At 64.0% G+C, this 5,499-nt stretch carries 5 protein-coding genes; 4 read left to right on the top strand and 1 reads right to left on the bottom strand.

The window, feature by feature from the left end; all coding sequences use genetic code 11:
• Positions 1 to 399: 399 nt before the first annotated feature.
• Positions 400 to 1,740 carry a dimethylsulfonioproprionate lyase DddP gene (gene dddP / locus ACFMPD_RS17240; protein ID WP_380997190.1) on the top strand — a complete coding sequence of 447 codons (1,341 nt, stop codon included), beginning with the start codon at positions 400 to 402 and terminating at the stop codon, positions 1,738 to 1,740.
• Positions 1,741 to 1,770: 30 nt separating this feature from the next.
• Here the strand turns inward: dddP and ACFMPD_RS17235 are convergent, their stop codons facing one another.
• On the bottom strand, positions 1,771 to 3,348 hold the full coding sequence (locus tag ACFMPD_RS17235) for a bifunctional metallophosphatase/5'-nucleotidase (protein WP_380997187.1): 1,578 nt from the start codon (positions 3,346 to 3,348) through the stop codon (positions 1,771 to 1,773).
• Between the two features lie 126 nt (positions 3,349 to 3,474).
• Between ACFMPD_RS17235 and ACFMPD_RS17230 the strand changes: the two genes are divergently transcribed.
• From ACFMPD_RS17230 to arsC, 3 genes are read left to right on the top strand one after another with little or no spacing between them, the layout of a single operon-like run.
• Entirely contained in the window at positions 3,475 to 3,813 is a 339-nt protein-coding gene (locus tag ACFMPD_RS17230) for a DUF952 domain-containing protein (protein WP_380997185.1), read from the top strand.
• Positions 3,810 to 4,868 (top strand): quinone-dependent dihydroorotate dehydrogenase, encoded by a 1,059-nt coding sequence (locus tag ACFMPD_RS17225; protein ID WP_380997182.1) that lies wholly within the window; start codon positions 3,810 to 3,812, stop codon positions 4,866 to 4,868. Before ACFMPD_RS17230 ends, ACFMPD_RS17225 begins: the two co-directional genes overlap by 4 nt.
• Complete coding sequence (gene arsC / locus ACFMPD_RS17220; protein ID WP_380997180.1) at positions 4,865 to 5,215, top strand: arsenate reductase (glutaredoxin); 351 nt, start codon at positions 4,865 to 4,867, stop codon at positions 5,213 to 5,215. The genes ACFMPD_RS17225 and arsC overlap by 4 nt, the downstream gene beginning before the upstream one ends.
• The last annotated feature ends 284 nt before the right edge of the window (positions 5,216 to 5,499 follow it).

Raw genomic sequence — 5,499 nt, 5'->3', positions numbered from 1 at the left:
GCTTTTCGAACCGTGAATCACGCAGCCAGGCGAAAATCAATGAGGCCTGAGTCTAGGCCCTCAAGCTGCGTCCTTGTCCAGCCCGAGGGCCCGATCGATGTCCGCTTCCCGCGCCGCCTTGATCTCCCGCGCCATCATCACGTCCTCGCCCGTTTCCGCAGGTCGTTGCGATACCGTGGATGCATTTGAGGCTAGTCCACGCGCCCGGAAGGGTCTCCTTCACGTAGTTCAGCGCCTCGGCGTTCGTCATCCCAGCCCGTCTTACATCGCGGGCGATACCTGGCACCGTCTGGCAAGGAAATACGTCCTCCGTTCATTTTACGGCGGTTTCGTGTCGCATATGGCGATGACACGCGATCTGCCGCGACAGCACGATCAATAAACAGAGGAGAGCGAGGTATGGATCATCACTATTGCGGCCGCCGCAAGATCGACCCGTCGCGGGGCGCCGTCCTTGGCGACGGCAGCCCCAATGACAACGACCGGATCGAGATCGGCCCCACCCGGCTGGCCTTTGCGGAATGGGCGGCGGCAGGGTTGGAACTGCCGGATCTTGCAGCGATGCGCGAATACCGCTGGTCCCGTCTGACCCGGCATATCGTCGAACGCGACTATGCCGGGCTGTTGATGTTTGATCCGCTGAACATCCGCTATGCCACGGACAGTACCAACATGCAGCTCTGGAACACCCACAACCCGTTTCGCGCCGTTCTGCTGTGCGCCGACGGGTACATGGTGATCTGGGACTATAAAAACGCGCCCTTTCTGTCGACCTTTAACCCGCTGGTGCGGGAACAGCGTGCCGGGGCCGACCTGTTCTATTTCGACCGCGGTGACCGCATCGCCCCTGCGGCCGATGTCTTTTCCAACGAGATCCGCCTGCTGTTGGCCGAACATGCCCCGAACAACAATCGTCTGGCGGTGGACAAGGTCATGCTGCACGGGCTGCAGGCGCTGCAGGCCCAGGGGCTGCAGATCATGCCCGGCGAAGAGGTCACGGAAAAATCCCGCGCGATAAAAGGCCCGGACGAGATCAAGGCGATGCGCTGCGCCAGCCACGCTTGCGAAACCGCCATGCGCACGATGGAGGAGTTCGCGCACAGTCATGTGCCCGGCGGACAGGTCTCAGAGGATGACATCTGGGCGGTGCTGCACGCCGAGAACATCCGCCGTGGCGGCGAATGGATCGAGACCCGCCTGCTGGCCTCGGGACCGCGCACCAACCCGTGGTTCCAGGAATGCGGCCCGCGCATCACGCAACCGAACGAGATCGTCGCCTTTGATACCGATCTGGTGGGCAGCTACGGCATCTGCGTGGACATCTCGCGCAGCTGGTGGATCGGCGATGCCGCCCCGCGCCCGGACATGATCGCCGCCATGCAGCATGCGCATGACCACATCATGACCAACATGCAGATGCTCAAACCCGGTGTGATGATCCCCGAACTGACCGCCAATGCACACAGGCTGGACGACAAGTACCAGGCGCAGAAATACAGCTGCCTGATGCACGGAGTCGGGCTGTGCGATGAATGGCCGCTGGTCGCCTATCCCGACCGCGCGGTGCCCGGCGCCTTTGACTATCCCTTGCAGCCGGGCATGACCCTTTGCGTCGAGGCGCTGGTCAGCGAGGTCGGGGCGGATTTTTCCATCAAGCTGGAAGACCAGGTGCTGATCACCGAGGACGGGTACGAGAACCTGACCCGCTATCCTTTTGATCCGCGGCTGATGGGGGGCTGACCGCCCCCCGATCCTCGTGCCGCAGCGATATTACTTGCGGCTGATGCGGTCCGCGACAAAGGGTTGATAGGGGGCGTTGGCGGCCAGGTATTCGGCAACGACATCGGCCAGGTCGGGGCCAAAATCATAGGCGTTCTTGTCATCCCCTGCGAACATCTTGTAGCCATCCCCGCCATTGCGGACATAGTTGTTGGTCACCACCAGATAGGTGGCCGCCGGATCGATGGGCGCATAGCCCGCCGGCGTGGCCACCAGAACCTCGGAGATCCGGCCTGCATTCGGAGCCACGGCGGAATCCCAGCTGTATTTCAGCCCCGCCACCTGCGGGAACCGGCCTTTGACCTCTTCGACCTGGCTGACCCCGTTTTCCAGGGCGTCGATCACCACCTGGCCGCTGATCTCGAAAGTCGACAATGTGTTCTGAAACGGCAGCACCGTCAGGACTTCGCCCATGGTGACCTCGCCAGCATCGATGCTGGCCCGCAGCCCGCCGGAATTGGCGATGGCGATCTGCACGCCCTGATCCGCGACGCGCGCCAGCATCGCATCGGCCACCAGATTGCCCATCTGGCATTCCTGCACCCGGCAGATGTCCCGGTTGCCTTCGATCGGCGCGGCGGCCGTGGCGACCACCGTATTGCGGATTTCGTCCAGCGGTTGCGCCAGTTCCGCAACCCGAGCGACGGTGACGGAGTCCTCGCTCACCGTGGCGTCCATCACCAGCGGTTCACCGGTTGCCTCGATCAGCCTGCCTTCGGAGTCAAAACGTACATTCAGCTCGCCCAGGAACTTGCCATAGGCATAGGCCTGCACGATCGCGGTCTCGTTCACCATCGTCGGATAGGGACCCACGGCCCCGTCCTGCACATTGCTGAGCAGACTGTTGGAATGGCCACCAACGATCACGTCGACCCCGGTGGTCTCGGCGGCGATGCGCCGGTCCAGCGCATAGCCGGAATGGCTGAGGACGATGATCTTGTTCACGCCCTGTGCGGTCAGCGCGTCGACCTCGGTCTGCACCGCCGCCACGGGGTCGGAAAAAGTGATGTTCGGCCCCGGGCTGGCCAGATCGTCATTGTCCTGCGGCGTCAGGCCGATCAGGCCCAGCTTTTCGCCCCCCCGTTCGATCACCGTGGATTTCGGCAACTTGCCGTTTAACAGCGCCTCGGCCGTGATATCCGCGTTGGACATCAGCACTGGGAACGTCACCGCATCCAGAAAGCCGCGCAACACCTCGGGGCCATCGTCGAATTCGTGGTTTCCCACGGTCATCGCATCATAGCCCAGCTTGTTCATCATCTCGGCCGCGACCTGGCCCTTGTAATAGGTATAGAACAGCGAGCCCTGGAACTGGTCGCCGCCATCAACCAGGATCGCATTGCCGGACCGCGCCCGCGCCTCGGCAATCGCGGTCACCAGCCGCGCGGTGCCACCGAAACACTTGCCCTCGGCATTGTCGGCTGCCTCACATCCGCTGTCATATTTGCTGATCGGTTCGAACCGGGCATGAAAATCGTTGGTGTGCAGGATGGTCAGCGCATAGTCGGCAGCGGCGGTGCCGGCACTCAGTCCCAGCGCGGCAACAGTGGTCAGAATTCGGCTCAGCATGGTTTGTCTCCCGGTCGGTCTTTTTTCTGGGCGGATCCTGCGCCGCTTTGGCGCATCTGTCAAAGGCTGCGCCTGTCCGATGCGAACCCGCTTGACCCGCACAAGGGCGCGGGGCATCACCGCGCCATGCTGATCTACAAGATATTCCGGGCCGGTGAATGGTCCGCGTTGCAGGCCCGGGGCGAGACCGCCGGGGCGCCGGTCGATCTGGCGGATGGCTTTGTGCATTTCTCGACCGCCGAACAGGTGGCGGAAACCGCCGCGAAGCATTTCGCCGGGGTCACGGACCTGATGCTGTTGGCGCTGGATGCCGAGGCCATGGGTGACGCGCTGAAATGGGAACCCTCGCGCGGCGGCGCGCTGTTTCCCCATCTCTACCGCCCCCTGCGCAAAACCGAGGTCCTCTGGGCCGCACCCCTGCCGCTGGTCGACGGAACGCATCAGTTTCCGGAGAAACTGGCATGAGCGCGCTGGAACGGCTGGGACTTGCAGCGCTGCACCGGATGGACCCGGAAACCGCGCACGGGATGGCGCTGCGCGCATTGCGGGCCGGTCTGGCACCGGCGCCCGGGCCGATCACTTCGGACCGGTTACGCTGTCGCGTCGCCGGGCTGGACCTGGCCAACCCGGTCGGTCTGGCCGCGGGTTTCGACAAGAACGCCGAGGCCCTGCACCCGCTGTCGCGCGCCGGGTTCGGCTTTGTCGAGGTCGGTGCCGCGACACCGCGCCCGCAGCCCGGCAACCCGCGTCCGCGCCTGTTTCGCCTGTCCGAGGACGCGGCCGCGATCAACCGGTTCGGGTTCAACAATGACGGCATGCAGGCCATCGCCGACCGTCTGGCGCAACGTCCCGAACGGGCGGTGCTGGGATTGAACCTGGGGGCCAACAAGGACAGCGACGACCGGCCGGGCGATTTCGCCCGGGTTCTGGAACATTGCGGACCGCATCTGGATTTCGCCACCGTCAACGTGTCCTCGCCCAACACCGAAAAGCTGCGCGACCTGCAGGGCAAGGCGGCGCTGAGCGCGTTGCTGCGCGGGGTGCTGGCGGCGCGGGACGGTCTGGCACGTCCGATCCCGGTCTTTCTCAAGATCGCGCCCGATCTGTCGCCCGAGGAATTGCAGGACATCGCCGAAGTGGCGCGCGACACCGGCATTGATGCGGTGATCGCCACTAACACTACCCTGTCGCGCGAAGGGCTGCGCAGCCCGCATCGCGACGAGGCCGGCGGACTGTCGGGCGCGCCGCTGTTTGACCGCTCGACCCGGGTTCTGGCGCGGCTCAGCCTGTTGACCCAGGGCGCGATCCCGCTGATCGGCGTCGGCGGCATCGCAACACCCGAACAGGCCTATGCCAAGATCTGCGCCGGGGCCTCGGCGGTGCAGCTTTACACCGCGCTGGTCTATGGCGGGCTGTCGCTGGTCGGCGAGATCGCCACCGGGCTGGACCGGTTGCTGCAACGGGACGGTTTTGCCAATGTCGCCGATGCGGTGGCAAGCAAGAGAGAGGACTGGCTGTGATCGAAATCTGGCATAATCCGCGCTGCTCCAAGTCGCGGCAGGCGCTGGCGCTGCTGCAGGAGCGTGGCGTCGACATCCGCGAACGGCGTTATCTGCAGGACCCGCCGGACCGCGCCGATATCGAGCGCGCCCGCGCCGCCCTGGGCGCGCCGGCCGCAATCGACATGATGCGGACCGGCGAAAAGCTGTTTCGCGAACTCGGCCTCAGCAAGTCCGACGACGATGCGACACTGATCGGCGCGATGGCCGAACACCCGATCCTGATCGAACGCCCGCTGGTCATCGCCGGCGACCGGGCGGTGATCGGCCGGCCACCGGAACGGGTGCTGGACCTGCTTATCTTATGATTTTTATGGCTTTGGTGGTAGAACGAAGCCATCGCCCGGCGCTGCATTTATGGCGGGGGTGAATCGGGATCGCGCGGGTTCTTGGAACCGTCCCGGAGTGTGATCGTCCGCGTCGTTTCCAAGAGGCCTGAACGGATACAGGGGGGCTAACCAGGTGCCCCCGAACGACAAGCATGGGGCCGGAAAAGACGACAAAGCATATCATCGGGCTAATTGCCTTAAAAGACTAGGGTCAGGACTCTTAGAACGTGATGACGTCATTCTGAATCGAAAGTGGAGTCACA

The sequence above is a fragment of the Sedimentitalea sediminis genome (assembly GCF_042687825.1).
Taxonomy (GTDB): domain Bacteria; phylum Pseudomonadota; class Alphaproteobacteria; order Rhodobacterales; family Rhodobacteraceae; genus Sedimentitalea.
The sequence above is the reverse complement of the archived record's forward strand: the minus strand, read 5'-3'. Positions and strand labels throughout refer to the sequence as shown.